This window comes from Marinimicrobium hydrolyticum (genome assembly GCF_030848505.1).
Lineage (GTDB): Bacteria > Pseudomonadota > Gammaproteobacteria > Pseudomonadales > Cellvibrionaceae > JAVDDU01.
This window is the reverse complement of record NZ_JAVDDU010000001.1, coordinates 123,310-141,610: the sequence shown is the minus strand read 5'-3', so window position 1 is coordinate 141,610 and position 18,301 is coordinate 123,310. Positions and strand designations below refer to the sequence as shown.

Here is an 18,301-nt window from a genome sequence, read left to right as displayed (position 1 = left end):
GGCACTAATGCTCTGGGCGTGCCCGCCGATGCCATTCGGCACTGCGAACCAGCATAAAAATTCGGGGTTCACAGCCCCACACGCGCCGAACGTCGGCCAAATAGCTGTACAGATGTGTTTTTTACCCAAGTTCATACCCAAACAAACCATCCTTACGGACGGTGGCCGGGTATATGCCTGATAACAACGGCCTAACCGAGGCCCAATTGCAACGGAAAGCCACGCGGAGACGTCCATGCACACAGAAACCCAGACCAACCCTGCTCCCACCGCTCAACCGGATAACGCTTCCGGTTCCAGTTCAGCCAAACTGTCCGCTACGGCACCGGGCCAATTGCGAGTCATCAAGCGCAACGGCACAGTGGTCACCTACGACCCCAGCAAAGTGTCCATCGCCATGACCAAGGCCTTTTTGGCCGTCGAAGGCGGCAACGCGGCCGCGTCCGGTCGGGTACACGAGACGGTGGAAAATCTAACCGCTCAGATTACCTCCACCTTCAAGCGCCGCATGCCCTCCGGTGGCACCATTCATATTGAAGAGATCCAGGATCAGGTTGAACTGGTACTGATGCGTTCCGGCGAACACAAAATCGCCCGGGATTACGTACTCTACCGCGAAGAGCACGCCCGCCAGCGCGCCGAGAAACGCTCCCATGAGCCGAGCCAGGACCCGGATTACCCCGCCCTGGAAGTCACCCTGGACGACGGCAGCAAAGCGCCTCTGGATATCGGCCGCCTGCGCACCATCGTCAGCGAAGCCTGTGCCGGGCTGGTCGGCGTGAGCGAAAAAGCCATCCTTGATGAAGCTATGCGCAACCTCTATAGCGGCGTAAACCTGAAGGACGTCAACACCTCCCTGGTCATTACCGCCCGCACCCTGGTGGAAAAAGAGCCCAACTACTCCTACGCCACCGCGCGCCTGCTGCTGGACAAAATCCGCGCCGAGGCGCTGAGCTTTTTGGGTGTGGCTGAAACCGCCACCCAGGCCGAGATGGAAACCTACTACGCCCAGGCCCTGCCCGCCTATATCCAAAAAGGCGTTGAGCTGGAACTGCTGTCTCCGGAGCTGCTGAGCTTCGACCTGGAAAAAATGGGTAAAGCCCTGATCGCCGAGCGCGACCTGCAATTCGGCTACCTGGGTCTGCAAACCCTATACGACCGCTACTTTATTCACAGCGACGACGTGCGCATTGAACTGCCGCAAATTTTCTTTATGCGCGTGGCCATGGGCCTGGCCGTGGAAGAAGACAACCGCGAAGCGCGCGCCATTGAGTTCTACAAGCTGCTGAGCTCGTTCGACTACATGAGCTCCACGCCCACCCTGTTCAACGCCGGCACCCTGCGCCCGCAGTTGTCCTCCTGCTACCTGACCAGCGTGCCCGACGACCTGCACGGCATCTACGGTGCCATGCAGGACAACGCCATGCTGAGCAAATTTGCCGGTGGCCTGGGTAACGACTGGACGCCCGTGCGCTCACTGGGTGCTTACATCAAAGGCACCAACGGTCGCTCGCAAGGCGTTGTGCCCTTTTTGAAGGTAGCCAACGACACCGCCGTGGCCGTCAACCAGGGCGGCAAGCGCAAAGGCGCCGTGTGTGCCTACCTGGAAACCTGGCACCTGGACATCGAAGAGTTTGTCGAGCTGCGTAAAAACACCGGTGACGATCGCCGCCGCACCCACGACATGAACACCGCCAACTGGGTACCGGACCTGTTTATGAAGCGGGTCTTCGAAGACAAAGAGTGGACCCTGTTCTCTCCCAACGACGTGCCGGACTTGCACGACCTCTACGGCCTCGCGTTCGAAAGACGCTATGAGGAATACGAGCGCCTGGTCGCCGAAGGCAAAATGCGCCTGTTCAAAACCGTCCGCGCCCTGGACCTGTGGCGGAAAATGCTGGGCATGCTGTTTGAAACCGGCCACCCCTGGATTACCTTTAAAGATGCCTGCAACCTGCGTAGCCCGCAGCAGCACGCCGGTGTGGTGCACTCCTCCAACCTGTGTACCGAGATTACCCTGAACACCAAACCCGGCGAAGAAATCGCCGTGTGTAACCTGGGTTCCGTAAACCTGGCACAGCACGTGGAAGACGGTGTACTCAACCAGGACAAACTGGCCAAGACCGTCAAGACCGCCATCCGCATGCTGGATAACGTGATTGACATTAACTACTACTCGGTAGCCGCGGCGCGCACCTCCAACATGCGCCACCGCCCCATCGGCCTCGGCTTGATGGGCTTCCAGGACGCACTGTACAAGCAGCGCATCCCTTACGGTTCCGACAACGCCGTGCAGTTTGCCGATACTTCCATGGAAGCCATCAGCTACTACGCCATCAAAGCCTCCAGCGAACTGGCCGCCGAGCGTGGCCGTTACGCCAGCTTTGAAGGCTCCCTGTGGAGCAAAGGCGTACTGCCCATCGACTCCATCGAAAACCTGGTGCGCGAGCGCGGCGAGAAGTACATCGAAGTGGACCGCAGCACCACTCTGGATTGGGACAGCTTGCGCGATCTGGTGAAAACCCAGGGCATGCGCAACTCCAACGTGATGGCCATTGCACCCACCGCCACCATCGCCAACATTACCGGCGTGGCCCAATCCATCGAGCCCACGTATCAAAACCTGTACGTGAAATCGAACCTGTCCGGCGAATTCACCGTGGTGAACCCCTACCTGGTGCGCGACCTGAAAGCGCGCGACTTGTGGGACAACGTCATGGTTAACGACCTGAAATACTACGAAGGTTCCGTGCAGAAGATCGACCGCATCCCGGACGACCTGAAAGCCCAGTACGCCACCGCGTTTGAAGTGGAACCCAAGTGGATTGTGGACGCCGCCAGCCGCCGCCAGAAGTGGATCGATCAGGCTCAGAGCCTGAACCTCTACATCAACGGCGCCAACGGCAAAAAGCTGGACATCACCTACCGCATGGCTTGGTACCGTGGTTTGAAAACCACTTACTACCTGCGCGCACTGGCCGCCAGCTCCACGGAGAAATCCACCGTGACCCAAGGCACGCACAACGCTGTGTCCTCCGGCGGCAGCACTGGCCCCGTGGGCGCGAGCGCTTCGGCACCAGCACCGGTGCCCAAGGCCTGCTCCATCGACGAGCCGGATTGCGAAGCTTGCCAGTAACACACGCGATTAACACTTTTTTTTGAACACAGATAAACAAACAGGATGAAGTTTTATGTTGAGTTGGGATGATTTCCACGCAGCTGAAGACAATAACACCAAAGCCGCCAAGCCAGCCCAGGAAGCGCAACCCGCACCCCAGCCGGAGCCTCAGCCAGAGCTGGCTGTTGCCTCCGCACCTGAGCAGCCCAAAGCAACCGCGACCGATAACGCCGCTCTGGCAGCGGCGCGCGCGGCGCTGGAAAACCTGGACCCCGCCCCCGGCCTGGAAGAGCTGGAAATGGGAGCGGCCCGTATTGAGGTGGACGACAAGCGCATGATCAACTGCCGCGCCGACCTCAACCAGTTGGTGCCGTTTAAATACGATTGGGCCTGGCAGAAATACCTGGACGGCTGTGCCAACCACTGGATGCCCCAAGAAGTAAACATGACCGCCGACATCGCTTTGTGGAAAAGCAAAGAAGGCCTCACCGATGACGAGCGCCGCCTGGTCATGCGCAGCCTGGGCTACTTCTCCACCGCCGACTCCCTGGTAGCCAACAACCTGGCCCTGGCCATTTACCGGCTGATCACCAACCCGGAGTGCCGCCAGTACATCCTGCGGCAGGCGTTTGAAGAAGCCATTCACACCCACGCCTACCAGTACTGCATCGAATCCCTGGGCATGGACGAAGGCGAAGTCTTCAACATGTACCGCGAGTTGCCCTCCGTAGCCAACAAGGCCGCCTGGAGCCTGAAGCACACCCAAACCCTGGGCGACCCCACCTTCACCACCGGCACCCCGGAAACCGACCAAGAGTTGCTGCGCAACCTGGTGGCCTTCTACGCGGTGACTGAAGGCATCTTCTTCTACTGCGGTTTCAGCCAGATCCTGTCCATGGGCCGTCGCAACAAAATGACCGGCGTCGCCGAGCAGTTCCAGTACATCCTGCGTGACGAATCCATGCACCTGAACTTCGGCATCGACGTGATCAACCAGATCAAACTGGAAAACCCACACCTGTGGACCGAAAGCTTCCAGAAGGAAGTGACCCAGATGATCCTGGAGGGCACTGAACTGGAAATCCAATACGCCCGCGACTCCATGCCCCGCGGCGTACTGGGCATGAACGCCGCCATGATGGAAGAGTACCTGCACTTCATCGCCAACCGCCGCCTCGCGCAGCTTGGCCTGAAAGAGCAATACCCCGGCGCCCAGAACCCCTTCCCCTGGATGAGCGAGATCATGGATTTGCGTAAGGAGAAGAACTTTTTTGAGACGCGTGTGATTGAGTATCAAACGGGTGGGGCTTTGAGCTGGGATTGATTCCCCGCTCTCCCACCGTTTAAACCTCTAAAGCTCCTGGCCAGGGATGGCCAGACGCCCACAAACCCACGGAAGTAGCGCCCCTTCCCGAGTGAGCAACCGCTCGCAGTACTCCCCAAGCTAGGACGCGCTTCGCCAGAGCAACTGTTTTGTGACTTGCTAAGGCGAACTTTTCTAAGGACTCAGACCTCCATGAAAAGCATAGATATTTTGGCCATCGGAATAAGGATTGTTGGAATAGTCTTTATTCTCCGGCTGATTCAGTACCTTTCAGACTCCTATTCATCGATTTATCGATGGACGCTCTCCTCCCCAGAAGAAAACCTCACATACATCTTGGTTATCTACGGAACTGTTGGCCTAGCCTTCTCTGTTATCTGCTTTATTTTGATCAAATTCCCCGTCACCGTTTCACGTTGGTTGCTACCTAAGAGCAAGGACGATGAGCCGGTTTTTAACGGCAGTATCGACGACTTGAGAATAGCGGCGTTCACGATCATTGGTGTTTATATCCTATCCTGGGCGATACCCGACCTCTTCTACAACGCCAGTATGCTTGTAAAGGTACAAAGTGAAGGGTTAGCCAACCTGTACTCCAGGGATTCGACAATTACTTACCTGATACAGGGCGGCATCACGATTCTGGAGATCTTGATCGGTTTGTATCTGTGCTTACAGGCCAAAGGCTTGAACAAACTGATTCTGAAATTTAGGGGGTTGGGTGCGCGGTATACAGATGCTAAAGCTGGTGAGTAGTGACAGCTTTTTTGAGCTGCGCTGGCCAGCTCACCTGCCCGCACGGCCTATTTCCATATAATAACCAACACGAGGAAATCTTCCGCATTTTACCCAGGGGTGACGCGGGATCTGGTGCATGGCATAACAGCCGTCAATCATGAAAGGCGGAAGTTTTCCGGGTTTAAATACGGAATCTTTCCTTCTAACAATATTGTTAAATTCTAGAAGGGCCTATGCAAGTCAAGGGAAAATCAATTAGATCAGTAACTAGGTTACTGGCAGCATCTCAGGGCTGTGAAGAAGTAAAGCTAGCCCATAAACTTTCGAATGATATGGAAGATCTACTTTCGGTCATTGGGTTTGATAAAGAGCCATTAACAGGTGATTACCTTATCCCAGAGGTGGTCGGAAAGGTCACTGCCCTAAATGCTCGTGGAAAAGAAATCATACGGAAGGATTTACCATTAGAGCCGCAACCCAGATCTTATCATCGAACATGGAAAGACTGGCATGGACAAGAACATTCAGGTATTCAGACAAGGGATATAGATATGTATCCTCGTGAATACCAGCCCGCACTTGAAGAAACTCTTCATGTAATAGATGTGGGCGGTGATAAATATATCGCTACTGACAGCATGGAATTGAATGAATCAAATGAATCTAGGAATATTCATCTTTCTAATTTGATGCTTGAGTGCTTTGGCAGTTTTGAAGTTTTAGACTCTAAAAATGGCAATATTATCAGCACAAAGGTCAAACAGTTGCACTGGGATATCCTGCCTCCGGGAGAATATCCTTGGGAAAAAGCGAAATCTCTAGTTGGAGAAGTCACTAAGAAGATAAAGGACTCAGAGAAAGGTGTCGTTGAGGCTCGGATGCAAGCTATTACTAGGTATAATCCAGATTTCCTTGCGACAGGCCGAGCAGGCTTTAGCGGCTACTTTATTTATGGCTTTGCTTCGATGGGTCTATATGTTCTAGAAAGCATACATTTGGATAACGCAACTTACATTTTTGGTGACAACTGGGAACAGCTATCAAAACCAACAAAAAATCAAATTATCAATGGTGAAATAGAGCACCAGCGGATTGTTCACGATAAAAAATGGAACAGAACCATACGTAGCATTCTGGCAGGGTGAATTTAACAAAGCATTGCAGCGGACGAGACGCTAAATGCAGCGTTACGCTACTCAATAGCATTTGGTGAGATTTTGAATGAAAGAAGATCAGCTGAATGAATACATTAAGGAAGCTAAAAGACGAGTTGTTGATTTTATCATCGGGATGACTGACAACTACGCAACTTTTTTGGCCAAACAGTTCAACGGGATGGGAATGTAGCATAACACGTGCCCCACCGGACAGGAGCTTTGCAACCAGACTAAATAAATGTAAATTTTAATGTTGAATTCTCACCACCCATCAATAATTTTAGAAGGAGTCTTCATTGGCCTCACCCAAAGTATTTCTAAGCTCGACTTGTTTTGACCTGACGGAAGTAAGAGATAGCCTGGTATCATTCTGTAATGGTTTTGGCTTTGACGTTGTGACGAGCGAAAACGGAGACGTTTTTTACCACCCCGACCTGCACACACATGAAAGTTGTATAAATGAAGTTTCAAACTGCCAAATACTTATATTGATCATTGGCGGACGATTTGGTGGGGGCTACAAGGTAGACCCTAGAAAGTCTATAACCAATGCAGAATACTTGGCTGCCAAGGAGCTTGGCATACCCGTATTTACGTTCGTAAAAAAAGGGGTTTTATCCGATCATTTTGTTTTTCAAAAAAATAAAGAAAAAGATTTCGCTGTTGAAATTGAGTACCCGTCTATCGAAAATCAAAAATATGCAAAGAATATATTTAGCTTTATTGATTCGGTTCGTGCGTCCAAAGTTAATAATGGACTTTTTGATTTTCAGTTGGCCCGAGACATACATGAAAAGCTAAGAAAGCAATGGGCGGGAATGTTTTTTGACTTTTTAACGCAAAGAAGCGTTTCGAATCAATTAAGAACAACCAACGAATCTATAACTAACTTATCTATAGCCTCAAAGAAAATCGAAGAGCTAGTTAAGAACATCTATCGTCAAGTTGACGAGGTGGGCGCAAATGCCTCGATACTTACCATTGACACTGAAGGTGAGGCTAGCAAATTTTTCTCCTCTATATGTCAAGCCACAGGCTCCTCCTATTTCGTTAATAGTAACCTTGTTGACGAGCTAGCTAAAACCCCCCCAGAAACATGGTGGGATTTTTTAACACAATTTGAAGAATTTGTTTATATCGAAGGTGCGACATCAAGTGACAACAGGGTTACAGATATAGTTGTTCACAACCCGTCAAATACTGTAGTAGCCGATATAGAAGGTGATCTGAGCGAAGCGGAGAAGAAAGAGCGGGATAAGCTTGCTTTTAGTTACAAGCAATTCCTAAAACTCTCCGATAAGTTAAGGAAGGAGTTACTTATGAAATACGATGAAATTCCATTCTAACAACCCATTGCAACGTACTCAGGCAAAAGGGGACACCCATTAGGTTCGGAAAAAAGGGACAGATTTATTTAGCTGCAGGGAACGGAAGGAGCCTCACTGCAGCCACCCATCGTAGCCCCAGAGCCATTTTCATTACTTCTAAGAAGTAATCATGGAATCATCTTCGGGGGGAGGATTGTTCCGCAAATAATCAACCACCTCGCGAGTGATCTGTGACGCGGTTTCCATCCGGGGCTGACACCGCTCCGCCCATGTCCGGCCCGGATGCAGGGTATCCCAGCGAGGCCGCTGACCTTCGTGCCTTCCTTTGCCCGGATTATGGTTTCCGAAACCATCTATAAGTTTGTTCCATAGCGGATGGAATTTTGCGATTAAGAGTGACTCTCCTAGCGGTATCCAAATATCATCGACAATAAGAAAGCGGCAGTGGAAATCCTCTATATTCAGGTTCTCCGCTTCCTCAATGCTCTTTTTATGCTGCATGAGCCGGCCGTACAGCACTGTGCCGGGCGACGTTTCCAGACTCCCGCCTTTTCTGGCGCCTTTGGGCACCGCTTTACCGACATAGATCGGCGCGGAAAACGCCCCATTCCGATTTCGCTCCGCTATCAACTGATAAGCTGGAAACTCGCCCTTGTAGTATATCGCGTATAAACCAGCACCTTTGAAGCTTTTAAGATCCGCCAACGGCGTTATCCGTTGGCGGAGCATGGCCTGCCCTACGCTTTCCCCCAGGTGCCGCTTGTCGAGCGGATTGAACGGGACAACTTTACTATCCGTCATGCTCGGTTCCTGATTCGCAAACGCTGGTTCACAAGCGCTTTTATCTCTGTTTCCGCCAGTTGTTCGGCCACCGAGGCGGCGACTTGTCGGCCAAGCGCAACCGGCACAGCGTTACCCAGTTGCCTCATAGTTTCGCTCCATGATCCGTGGAAGACATATCCATCGGGGAATGTTTGCAAGCGAGCCGATTCCCTTACAGTAAAATATCGAACGCTACCGTCCTCCCGGACCATCATGTTTTCTCCTCCCGGAACTCCGTGCCCCCCCGCTTTTAGCGTCTTAGCGGGTAAATCCAAAGGACTACCCGTATGCCCTGGATAGATTCGGGCTCCGTCCTGGAATCTGTGGTTCAGAAAGGTATGTTTTTGCTTGCGACGAGGATCCGGCACATCCTTAAGCGCGTCGCGGACGGTTCGCCATGGCTTCTCCTCCAGGGGAATCAGCTCCGCATCCAGCCGCCGGATACGACCTTCCATGCGTGCGGGCATGGCGGGTCTGTTTTTCTTGGCTATTTTATGCAAATCCCAGTAGTTTCCCGTGATCCACTGCGAACGCAACAGAGCATCAAAACTGTGGGTTTGTCGAGGGAAGGACCATTCCACACCCAGATCCGAGCGAAACCCTACGATGAACACACGCTCCCGCTTTTGCGGCACGCCGTAATCCGCGGCATTCACCAAGCTGGGCAACACGTTGTAAGTCAGGCCGCTGAAATGGGCCGCGCCGGATGTCTTTTCTTCTTGCAACCGCTTGAGGTGTCGAAGCCATGTTTCCCCGTCCCGACGTATGACTTCGGGAAACTCTAGTTGCAGCAGGATGTACTGGTAATAGCTGGCGAAACTGGCTCGGGTCAGGCCTTTGACGTTTTCGATAATAAAAGACTTGGGCCGAAGGCGCCGAATAACCTCCACAGTGGCGGGAAACATGTCGCGCTTGTCGCCGAAGGACTTGTGCCGCCCACCCATCGAGAACGGCTGGCAAGGCGGTCCGCCGGCCACCAAATCGATACCTTCCGAAATAGAGCCCCAGTCGAATTCGCGAACATCACCGCCCCACAAAGGCCAATCTTGGACCGCTGGATAGCCTCGGCGCTGATTTTCGCGGATAGTGTCACAAGCCCATCGATCCCACTCGACTACCGCCTGGGACTCAAAGCCAGCAAGGGAAACGCCCATGGCAAGGCCTCCCGCACCGGCATATAACTCAACTGCTTTCATCATTATTTTCCTTTTAGATTAAAAAATCGCATATTTTTGAGAGCCACCGCATTAGTATCGTCAGCACATACTCCCAAACGATTAATACAAACCCTCAACCCCAAATACTGTACTTATATACAGCATAAAGAAAATGTCAAGGGCACGGCCATGGGCGTCGTCAATTAGAACATTCGAGCGAGATTCTTTCCACCCTATACCTTTTCTTAGTGCCAATATTTAAATAGTTTCTGTACCCACCCTGCTTCAACTGGCTGCCGACAACCACTGTTATATTCAGTAGGAATAAAAAAAATCTAGGAACCACACCCTTCACAAGCGAATTTTCTCAATGAAATTTCATATTGAAGAGGTAGACAAAAGGGATTTCCGGGAGTAAATACACTTAAATAGGAGAAATTTTTGATCTACTGCACGGGGTCTTGCTCTATGCCAGGAGCGATTTTCAAGTTATCAACACCGTACAATGCCTGCCTATTTTTTAGCCACAAATGGTATTCTGCTCCTCTAAGCGCTCCTTTGGAGGTGCAGTCCACATTCCATCGCCGAAGCAAGTAGCCGGCTACCGCTGCTCGGATCTTTAGCGGCAGCACCCCATTTTCCATCCCATAGTCCGCTTCTATCGTCTCTTTATGGTCCAGTTGCGGGTGCGCGACGATTTCCAGCTCCACAATCCGATTCCATTGAATGTCCTCCGATGACAGCTCGTGGTCTTCGACTGGGCTATCCGGGAGTAGCTTAGGCCGAGTAACCCGGGTCAGCACAAAGTCGGTAAAGCGATTACGCCTGCGATCATAGGCTCGGATATGCCAGCGCAGCCCGTTATCAACCAAGTAGAAAGGGACAACCTCTCGAGTAGTGAAGCCGCTCGATACTGAACGATACTCGATTTGAGCGACTTGTTTGTTATAGATCGCTCGGGTCAGTACGGAGAGGACATCCAAGTCTGGGTTACTAAGCTGAGAAGGTGTCTCACAGGGTATAAACGGCTTCTGGGCAGACACGGTATCGTCACCCACACCTTTCGACAGCGCCGCCAGCACCCGCTCCGGCTGATAGCCAAATAGCGGTTGGAAGTCCGCCGTCACCTTATACAGCTTGGCCTTCGTGTCGTACTCGATATTGCCAGGCTTCAATTCCCGGTATTGAGCCAAGTCTCTGGTAGCAGCGGCTTCCTTGATACCAAACCGCTTGACCAAATCATTTCGCCCCACCGACCCCAGAAAATAGAGCCTGAAATCGATGTGGGCCAAACGCTCTTTCTGTGTCTGGGCTATGTCTTCCACGGATATATCTTCTTCGTTATGAGAATAAGGTAGAAAGAGAATACCCGATTGAACCAACATTCGTCAATATGATCTATTGACATAATCATTTTGATGACTATACACCACAAAAAGTACTTGGACATGAGGAAATGCATTGAAAAAGCTAAATAACGCACTCGTTCTATTGATAAAGTTCTTCTCACGCCGAATCACCGGCCGTGCGGGCTACCTCCTTGTTCTTGCGGGAATCGCCATAATATCCCCGCCACTTATCATATATTTGATCAACCTCTATTTGGAGGTAAACAATTTAGAAAAGCTGGCGGCTCCTGAATCAACACCTGCTGCAGGCTGGGTGATGATTTCCCTAGGGTTTATTTTAATTGTCATTAATCATTTCTGGATCCCTAAACAAAAGCATAAAGAAGTTATTGGCATTCGCCACAACTCTCTGGGAGCCTTCCCGAAAGAGGACCTCAGAAAGGACATGCCCCTGCTACAACAGCTCGAAACCTACCGGGAAATCGACGTCGACCACAGCGACTCGTACGCCAATGGCCTCCTAGACGACCATCGCTCAGTCATCCGACGGCTGGACAAGGTCCCCCAAGAACTCGGGGGGCTACTGGGCTCCGCGTCCGGCTCATCAATCGCTTACTACGGGCTACCCCATGTTCCCCTTGCCTTTTACCTCGGCTATTTGCTTTCAGACAACAAGTTCAGTGTAGACCTCTATGAACTCGGCAATCAGAGCCGTCGCTGGAACCGCCTGACAGCGGGAAAAGAGTCTCTGGATGTCGATTCTACGCTAGACCAGATTACGCCATCAGATGCCACCGGGGACATTGTTATCGCCATTGGTATTAGCTACCCCGTCCATCAAACCGAGATTGATGAACTAGACCTACCGGACATTCTGGCCACAGTCGAAATCAACGCTCACCACCCTCAAAGGGAAGTGATCGCTAACATGAGCCAAGTAGAGAAGATCTGCACCGAGTTCCGACGCGCCCTGGAAGAGACGAAAAACCGGTTTCCAAACCGCCAGCGCATCCACCTGTTTTATGCCGGACCAGTATCGCTCTGCTTCGCGCTGGGACAGTGCATCAGCGAGAGAATCGACCCGGAGATCACGGTTTATAACTTCTCAGCAAAGAGCCGCCCCCGCTACGCCTGGTCGTTGACGTTAAATAGCCCCGAGGCCCTGTCAGCTACCTTCTCCTCTCATGTGCCACAAGGAGCCGACAATGCCTCAGTACAATATGCATAGTGAGCTGAACACCTTCTACGAGAATCATGTTCGGCTAAAGGACGAGTTCGACCGTTTACGATCCCTCCGCGATACAAACCTAAAGCGGCTGACTGATGGGCTACAGGACATGGGCCGACCGACGTTCGCCAAGAATTTGCTGCAAGGGAGTATTGCGATGCATACCGCGAACAAGTCCACCAATAACGACTACGATATTGATATCGCCGTCATATTTGAGGAGGACGACCTTCCGGCCTCCCCGCTGGAGGCCCGAAAGCGGGTGGCGGAAGCCATCAAGCGGAAGGCGAACGGCTTTTCTCAGGACCCCGAGGCCAGAACCAACGCGGTCACCATCTGGTATTCAGTAGGCTATCATGTTGATATCGCTGTCTATCGTCGGCGTGAGAACTGGCTCGGCCAAGAGACCATTGAACATGCCGGCGCCGACTGGACGCCGAGGGACCCCAAGACAGTGACCGAATGGTTTCTTGGGGAAGTCTCTACGCAAAGCCCGTCAAAAGGGCTCTTTGTGACCCCAGAGGTTGCTACTAAGCAGATGCGACGCATTGTCCGATGGATAAAAGCCTTCACCAAGGGTCGGGAAGGCTGGAACTTACCCGGCGGATTCATCATCTCTACACTCGTGGCTGAATGCTATCGGCCCAACAATGATCGAGATGACATTGCGCTCTATGGCACGCTACAGGCTATCGAGTCCCGACTAAAACTGGACTGCACAGTCTACAACCCCGTGGACGGCTCGCAAGAGCTTACCGATAAGCCTAAGTTTTCAAAGCAGGTGAAAAACCTGAGGCGACGCCTTGGATCAGTACTATCCAAGCTGGCTGTACTATTTGATGACAACTGCAACGATGAGAAGGCGAACAAGGCTTGGCATTACATGTTTCAGCACACATTCTGGACGCCGCAAGCGAGCGCCAATGCATCCAAGAGCCAAGCAAACCACTCTCCTTATGACCTCCAGATCACCATGGGCATTGCCGGATCAAAAGGTGGTTTTATTAAGAGTGAAAATGTCCGTAGCGGTCGGTTTCTTCCCAAGCGCGTTCATCTTAGATTTAGAGCCCAAACGAATATTTCTCCGCCCTATACCGTGATGTGGGAAGCCATCAATTCCGGGGACGAGGCTGAAGCGGCTAACGACATGGGTCACCAAGCGACATCCAACGATCTAATGCATTGGGAGCACACGGCATACCGTGGGCGTCACGAACTGATCTGTAAGATAGTGAAAGCTGGAGAGGTTCAGGCAAGCGCTATGCACGTTGTCAATATCAGGTAAGCATGATGCTTAACCCGAGCAGATAGTGGCTGCAATAAAAGAGGACGGAGGGAATATAATTTAGTCCCTCCGTCCGCTTTCACCCGCCCACTAACCCGAGAAAGACCCATCCCAACCATGTCATTCATGTCGGTTTTTCACATCTTCCTTCATTTCGCGGTTCCGGCAATTGTCGCCCGAGCGTTCTTTAAAGATAAATGGCTAAAAGCCTGGCTGATCATGGTGGCGACTATGGTGGTCGATCTCGATCACTTACTGGCCGACCCCATCTACGACCCTGACCGTTGCAGTATTGGCTATCATCCGCTCCATCGCTGGCCCGCCATAGCGGCCTATGCCGGCTTGGCTGTCTGGCCTAAAACCAGGCTGATTGGCCTGGGGCTGCTGATTCACATGCGCTGGATGGAATAGACTGTTTCGTCTGAGACGCATGCGACCTACAGGTGGGCGAGCACCATGGGCGGAAAAGGGGACAAATTTATTTTTTACGCACTATATCAAGAAAAGTTTTTCGATCCCATATATTCATCCACACGTGCCCCTCCTTGAGCAACCAATAACCAAGCAACAACCCACCCACGAACCCAGACATCAGGACAAAGAAAAGGCAACACATCACGACTAACGCAATGTTTACATGCGGGGTTTCTGGCGGGGGAATGTCCAGTCCATATGGAACAAAGAACATGTTATTTGCTCGTTCTATTATTATCGGAAAGCGCTATGCGCGATAATAATCGTATTACCGCGACTATGGTAGTAGGTCGCCATAAAAATTGGAGGCAGTTTTTTTGTTGCTGACTGTCACAGCCCACAAGCGCTGACAGCCCGGTTCTTTGACCGGGCCGCCAATAAGCTCGATATGGTGGATACCGCCATCTACCGGCTGAGCGCCGCCCAGAAGCTGCTGAACCTCACCGCCTCCTGCAGCTTGCAGGATCTCGATGACAATGCCCTGCCCGTAGTGTCCGAAGCGGCCTACCTGCTGCTCTCCGACGGCTTCGACCTGTTCCAGGCTCTGGCGGATAAGGTGCTCAAAACACCAGAGTCTTAGCCCCTCGCCGGCCTTCCATAGGCCGTACAACCCCCGGCTCAGCCATTGCCGCTGGGCCAGGGGGCCCTCGCGTTCCTTTACTTTGTTACACATTGGGTGGAGTACGGATTGGGCCCGATTGTTCCGAATAACCGAGCAACCTTATCTATACCTTCGTCGAGGGGAATTTTCCACTTTTGTCGCAGCCTTATAGCTTTTGTCTATAAGCTAGAAGTGACGTGAATTCTGCCACGTGTTATAAAAGCGAAACTATCCTTCTGTTATTGCTAGAGAAAGGGATGGGGAATGACGAGGGCGCACGAACACCCAGCATATAAAGAGGGCTTTCGTAGCTATAGGAAGAACAAAGGCCACTACGCGAACCCATACCCACCCGGCTCTGAAGGGCGAAACCTCTACGAGCGAGGCTGGATACAGGCCCTAAAACGGGATCCAGGGAAACCATTCGACGGTGAAAACCAGCTGCCTAGAGGCCGATCACCCAGCGAAGCTGATGAAGAGCGACGAAGGAAAGAGGCAAAAGAGTCGTACCTTAAACGCAAGGGACGTTGAGTTTATGAGGAAGGTAATCCTTCGTAGCAACCAATATTATTGCCTTGTTGGAGGACGTGATGCTGGCTGACTCTTCTGGTGACAATCAGCTTGTTTTTTCCGCACCAAGTGAGGTGACATGTGGGCGATTACTTCGTGGCTGGGGCGGTCTACCCTTCTCTCATTCCTCGCCGGCTTACAGACGTCCCATATACGCATTGTGCGCCGTTCTCATGCTAGCTGGTTGTACACTTCAGCCACCACTAGATCCTCCACTTGTTCGTGTCGACCCAATGCTTTTCAATCCCCTCGAGCAAGAGTTTCATGTGGAAGATGTACGTTATGAGCACTATCGTTTGCCGAATCTCATCGTTCCAATCCCTGAGGTCGCTTATGACCATGCACGCGCGGTGTGCGGAATGGATTTTTTTCGTGATCCCGGTCAAAGAATACTTGATGAAGCTGAGTTCATATTTAGACTTCATAGCGTGCGTGAAGTATGGATTCCGATCGATGGAGCACCGAAAAAGCATTATATCTTCAAGCTGGAGTAACGCACTTGTCGCCAAACAAGAGGAGGAAAGATTTGCTGTTCCTCTTGTGTGAAAAGAAAGAGCGAATGAGAGACGGAGAGCATAAATGATCCGAGAGGCTAACGCGTCCGATTACGACGCTATGGATAACGTTTTTCGGGTCTCAGCGAAGGCGTTCTGTTCTCGCAGCTACGCTTGCCAAGTCATAGCAAGCTGGGCCGGTGAGCCATGGCCGGACCGCTTCCTCAAAAGTAAGGAAAGCGGAGATGAGCAGTACGTATTCACCCTTGAAGGTAAGGTCGTCTGTTTTGGCAGCGTTAACCTAGGGAGCCACAAGCTTGTATCGCTGTTTGTATCTCCCGAGCACTCCGGCAAGAGTATAGGCCAAAGTATGCTTGAATTTCTAGTTGCGAGAGCGGAGTCATCGGGCATACCAGCTCTGAAGCTTGACTCATCTCTCAACGCCGTAAGCTTTTATGAAAGGCATGGATTCACAGAAATCGGCCGAAGCATGTACCGGACTAAGAACGGGGTAGAGATGGAGTCAGTACAGATGGAACAGAAACTGTGCCCTTAATTTTGCCAACACCAACCTACTTTGTCCGCATTTTATAGGTTTAGATTGTCCGGCTTCGGCTGCAGAAGTTTTACGGATGTAAAGGACTCGATGTCGGACTATCTTATCGGTTACTACGGTCAAAAAAATCCGCGCTCGCACGTAAGGGCTTGGTGACGAGTGTGGCAGAGCCGCGCTACGTAGATAGCTATAAATTTGGCCAATATTGCTTGGCCACTACATGAGGGAGAGTTTGGGCTACAGAATCGATATGCGAACTACTACTATTAACTCTGGACTGATAGCCACTGGCGCAGCCGTGCTTGGAGCAACGGGCGCCTCCTGGTTCTTTGCGGTACCTGCATGGAGCGACCCCAATAGAACCGCCATGTCCATAATTGTTGCCTGTTCAGGATTGTTAGCGTTCGTCCTCACAGCGCTTTGGGTAGAGAAGCGGATTTCGCGCACACTGCCACCACTTGGATTTTTCCGCGGAGGCTTGCTAGCGATTTTGGTGCTTGTCCTAGCGACGGCTATCCATGCTTTCCTTTATAGTGGTGCTGGTGGCTTCATAGCCAGCCTTTCAGGTCAGATTTTATTTGCGCTTTTGACAATAGGATGGTTAGTTTTTTTGTTTGGTGGCCTGGCTGGCTTCGTTATTAATCTCCTGTTTATTCCCAACAGCCATAGCCCAAACAACAGGTAAATTCGATTGCTGACAAAGCCGGCGCCAGTTAACCCAAATAAGGGAAATCAATCAATGAAGGATCTCGAATGCTGCGCGCACTTCAAATAACTGGGTTTCTCTCGCTAGCGCTCGCTCTCGCAGCGGTACTTTTATATCTTACGCTGTTGATAATCAACCGGCACGATGAGCCGCCGTCGCCTGCGGTTCAGTTTTTTGAGCAACACCTCAACAAGCGCACCCCGGTCGCCGATGAGGACAACGCCTACCTGCACCTTATCGGTCTCGTAGCCGGACAGGAGAAGTCGCCCTACGAGCTCGGGGCAGCCTGGGCTCAATGGGCCGAGCTCCCCCGAACTGCCCGATCCTCTCTTCCAGAGCCCGACCTATACTCTCGCTCACTCCCTGAACCACTGCAAAAACTGCTTAGCAGCTGTAATCGACCCAACGCGTGCTGCATAAAAGAGTTGGAGCAAAACGTACAGCTTTTGTCAGATTTACTTGTTGCAGAGCGCAACCGATTGCATCTCTATCGTTCGCTCGACGAACTCAAACATTGGCGGGAGCATCAATTGAGTGATTTGGCAGCGCCTTTCCCAAATTACACTAGTTGGATCCATCTAAGCAGGTTGGGACTGTTCGACGCATGGCTGGCTGCACGCGAAGGCCGGACAGCAGAAGCACAGAGCGCTTTGAATGACGACGCCCGGTTTTGGCGCTTCGTACTCACGGAAGCTGAATACATTGTCACCAAATTAATTGCAGCTACCGCGCTCCAGCAGAATATTCAGTGGACCAATAGCCTCTCTCGCGAGTTCGGTGTACCCCTACCATTGGTTTGGGAAAGCCCAATAAGCGAAAAAGAGCGGTCGTTACTGGAGGTGTTCACAGGAGAATACCAATTTTCACGCGCTGCAATACACGAGTTGATGCAGGACCCGGGAGACGGTTTCTTTCCCCATATCCTAATGCCCTTCCATAAAGTGCAGGCCACTGAAAACATGCAAGCAGAGCGACTTTTAGCTGCAGCCAATGTTATGAAAGCTCCTTTCACCGATCTGCCTGACCGACTCGCGACGCACCAGAAATCCATGAACCCGGCCCGAAAGTGGAGCTGGTACAACGCAACAGGGCATTGGCTAAGTAATGTTTATGCCGTAGATTTCACTCAATACGGAACCCGCGTAGCAGATCTTGAAGGTTTTCGGCGCGTACTGTTGGCAACATTACACCTGCGCCAAGCCGGCGTTTCTCCGGAAGACGTTGCTCAGCATCTCGCAGAGCACGATTTGAAAAATCCCTATACCGGGAAGCCGCTGCTATGGGACTCGGATTCTAATGCCATTGGGGTCAAGAGTCTACGCCATCCCCGCCAGGACATTTCACCCTACCCTATTAACTTTGAAATCTGATTGCGAATGAGAAGATATGCGTGT

General features: G+C 51.7%; 17 protein-coding genes. 13 read left to right on the top strand and 4 right to left on the bottom strand.

The genetic code is table 11. The features are described from left to right. The first annotated feature begins 235 nt into the window (after positions 1 to 235). From RBH33_RS00590 to RBH33_RS00565, 6 genes are all read left to right on the top strand, one after another. The gene (locus tag RBH33_RS00590) at positions 236 to 3,136 is read left to right on the top strand and encodes a ribonucleoside-diphosphate reductase subunit alpha (RefSeq protein WP_306730174.1); all 2,901 of its coding nucleotides are present in this window, start codon (positions 236 to 238) and stop codon (positions 3,134 to 3,136) included. Positions 3,137 to 3,191: 55 nt separating this feature from the next. Then, on the top strand, positions 3,192 to 4,442 hold the full coding sequence (locus RBH33_RS00585; RefSeq protein ID WP_306730173.1) for a ribonucleotide-diphosphate reductase subunit beta: 1,251 nt from the start codon (positions 3,192 to 3,194) through the stop codon (positions 4,440 to 4,442). A gap of 192 nt (positions 4,443 to 4,634) precedes the next feature. Next, positions 4,635 to 5,198, top strand: coding sequence for a hypothetical protein (locus RBH33_RS00580; RefSeq protein WP_306730172.1), 564 nt, complete (start codon positions 4,635 to 4,637; stop codon positions 5,196 to 5,198). A gap of 215 nt (positions 5,199 to 5,413) precedes the next feature. Next, the gene (locus RBH33_RS00575) at positions 5,414 to 6,325 is read left to right on the top strand and encodes a hypothetical protein (protein WP_306730171.1); all 912 of its coding nucleotides are present in this window, start codon (positions 5,414 to 5,416) and stop codon (positions 6,323 to 6,325) included. A gap of 76 nt (positions 6,326 to 6,401) precedes the next feature. Continuing rightward, positions 6,402 to 6,527 (top strand): hypothetical protein, encoded by a 126-nt coding sequence (locus tag RBH33_RS00570; RefSeq protein ID WP_306730170.1) that lies wholly within the window; start codon positions 6,402 to 6,404, stop codon positions 6,525 to 6,527. 106 nt (positions 6,528 to 6,633) lie between these two features. Further along, positions 6,634 to 7,683, top strand: a complete 1,050-nt coding sequence (locus tag RBH33_RS00565; protein ID WP_306730169.1) for a DUF4062 domain-containing protein — start codon at positions 6,634 to 6,636, stop codon at positions 7,681 to 7,683. Between the two features lie 138 nt (positions 7,684 to 7,821). Here RBH33_RS00565 and RBH33_RS00560 read toward each other — a convergent pair whose 3' ends face one another. From RBH33_RS00560 to RBH33_RS00550, 3 genes are all read right to left on the bottom strand, one after another. After that, entirely contained in the window at positions 7,822 to 8,466 is a 645-nt protein-coding gene (locus RBH33_RS00560; RefSeq protein WP_306730168.1) for an Eco29kI family restriction endonuclease, read from the bottom strand. After that, on the bottom strand, positions 8,463 to 9,683 hold the full coding sequence (locus RBH33_RS00555) for a DNA cytosine methyltransferase (RefSeq protein ID WP_306730167.1): 1,221 nt from the start codon (positions 9,681 to 9,683) through the stop codon (positions 8,463 to 8,465). Before RBH33_RS00555 ends, RBH33_RS00560 begins: the two co-directional genes overlap by 4 nt. Before the next feature lie 407 nt (positions 9,684 to 10,090). Further along, positions 10,091 to 11,029 (bottom strand): BrxR family transcriptional regulator, encoded by a 939-nt coding sequence (locus RBH33_RS00550; protein WP_306730166.1) that lies wholly within the window; start codon positions 11,027 to 11,029, stop codon positions 10,091 to 10,093. Between the two features lie 76 nt (positions 11,030 to 11,105). Here RBH33_RS00550 and RBH33_RS00545 point away from each other — a divergent pair, with 76 nt between their 5' ends. The 3 genes from RBH33_RS00545 (at position 11,106) to RBH33_RS00535 (ending at position 13,917) form a co-directional block, all read left to right on the top strand. Further along, positions 11,106 to 12,221: an SAVED domain-containing protein gene (locus RBH33_RS00545; RefSeq protein WP_306730165.1), complete on the top strand. Its 1,116-nt coding sequence runs from the start codon at positions 11,106 to 11,108 to the stop codon at positions 12,219 to 12,221. Beyond that, the gene (locus RBH33_RS00540) at positions 12,199 to 13,506 is read left to right on the top strand and encodes a nucleotidyltransferase (protein WP_306730164.1); all 1,308 of its coding nucleotides are present in this window, start codon (positions 12,199 to 12,201) and stop codon (positions 13,504 to 13,506) included. Before RBH33_RS00545 ends, RBH33_RS00540 begins: the two co-directional genes overlap by 23 nt. Before the next feature lie 117 nt (positions 13,507 to 13,623). Further along, positions 13,624 to 13,917, top strand: a complete 294-nt coding sequence (locus tag RBH33_RS00535; protein ID WP_306730163.1) for a DUF6122 family protein — start codon at positions 13,624 to 13,626, stop codon at positions 13,915 to 13,917. Positions 13,918 to 14,257: 340 nt separating this feature from the next. On the opposite strand, the gene RBH33_RS00530 is transcribed toward RBH33_RS00535, so the two are convergent. Next, on the bottom strand, positions 14,258 to 14,653 hold the full coding sequence (locus RBH33_RS00530) for a hypothetical protein (RefSeq protein WP_306730162.1): 396 nt from the start codon (positions 14,651 to 14,653) through the stop codon (positions 14,258 to 14,260). Positions 14,654 to 15,417: 764 nt separating this feature from the next. Here RBH33_RS00530 and RBH33_RS00525 point away from each other — a divergent pair. The 4 genes from RBH33_RS00525 (at position 15,418) to RBH33_RS00515 (ending at position 18,277) form a co-directional block, all read left to right on the top strand. Further along, the gene (locus RBH33_RS00525; protein ID WP_306730161.1) at positions 15,418 to 15,645 is read left to right on the top strand and encodes a hypothetical protein; all 228 of its coding nucleotides are present in this window, start codon (positions 15,418 to 15,420) and stop codon (positions 15,643 to 15,645) included. Between the two features lie 85 nt (positions 15,646 to 15,730). After that, positions 15,731 to 16,201, top strand: coding sequence for a GNAT family N-acetyltransferase (locus tag RBH33_RS17705; RefSeq protein WP_373568204.1), 471 nt, complete (start codon positions 15,731 to 15,733; stop codon positions 16,199 to 16,201). A gap of 367 nt (positions 16,202 to 16,568) precedes the next feature. After that, entirely contained in the window at positions 16,569 to 16,886 is a 318-nt protein-coding gene (locus tag RBH33_RS00520; protein ID WP_306730160.1) for a hypothetical protein, read from the top strand. Positions 16,887 to 17,353: 467 nt separating this feature from the next. Further along, complete coding sequence (locus RBH33_RS00515; RefSeq protein ID WP_306730159.1) at positions 17,354 to 18,277, top strand: hypothetical protein; 924 nt, start codon at positions 17,354 to 17,356, stop codon at positions 18,275 to 18,277. Positions 18,278 to 18,301 lie beyond the last annotated feature (24 nt).